Annotated in this window: 1 protein-coding gene; it reads left to right on the top strand. The window is 31.9% G+C overall.

Translation table 11 applies throughout. The annotated features are described in order from the left end of the window. Nucleotides 1-84: 84 nt before the first annotated feature. Entirely contained in the window at nt 85-615 is a 531-nt protein-coding gene (locus COI44_RS23675; protein WP_098430061.1) for a dual specificity protein phosphatase family protein, read from the top strand. Nucleotides 616-656: the final 41 nt, after the last annotated feature.

Genomic DNA, 656 nt, shown 5'->3' with positions numbered 1-656 from the left:
ATAAGAAAACACGAATTTTCAGGAATAAATAGCCCATAATTCGAATTTAATATAACAATTAATTATCTAATTGGGGTGATTTAAATGAACCATCAACCACCTGATTGGGAAGAAAAATATGGCCACTCAGTAATTATAAATGAATTACTTTTTCTAGGCGGGGAAGATGATGTTGATGAACTCTTATACGGAATTGAGGAGTCTCAGAATCTTAATGGATTTGGATTCTTTCAAAATATGCCGAATCCTCAAGTTGATGTTTGGATTGATTTGAGAGATATTCGAGAATCTAACAGAAAGGTGTTCTTACCAGAAAAAGTTGAATATATCTCAGTTCCATTTAGAGATGGAGTAATTGAAGAAGCAAGAACTTATCTCCCAATAGCAAAAGAAATATTATCTAAAAATCTAGCGGATAAGAAGCGCGTATTAGTAACTTGTCATCAAGGTAGATCAAGGTCAGTTATGTTACTCATTTGGTATCTTTGTGAAACATTAGGATCATTTGATAAGGCGTATAAATTAGTTCGTTTAAAAAGACCTATTAGTAACCCTGATAAGAAATTTACACCTTTACTTAAGGAGTGGAAATTAAAATATTCTCCTAACAACTAAAGTTTATAGTACTGAGAATTGCTTATTGAACTAAAGACTGC

The organism is Bacillus sp. AFS088145 (assembly GCF_002564465.1).
Lineage (GTDB): Bacteria > Bacillota > Bacilli > Bacillales > Bacillaceae_G > Gottfriedia.
This window is presented reverse-complemented; position numbering and strand designations above follow the sequence as displayed.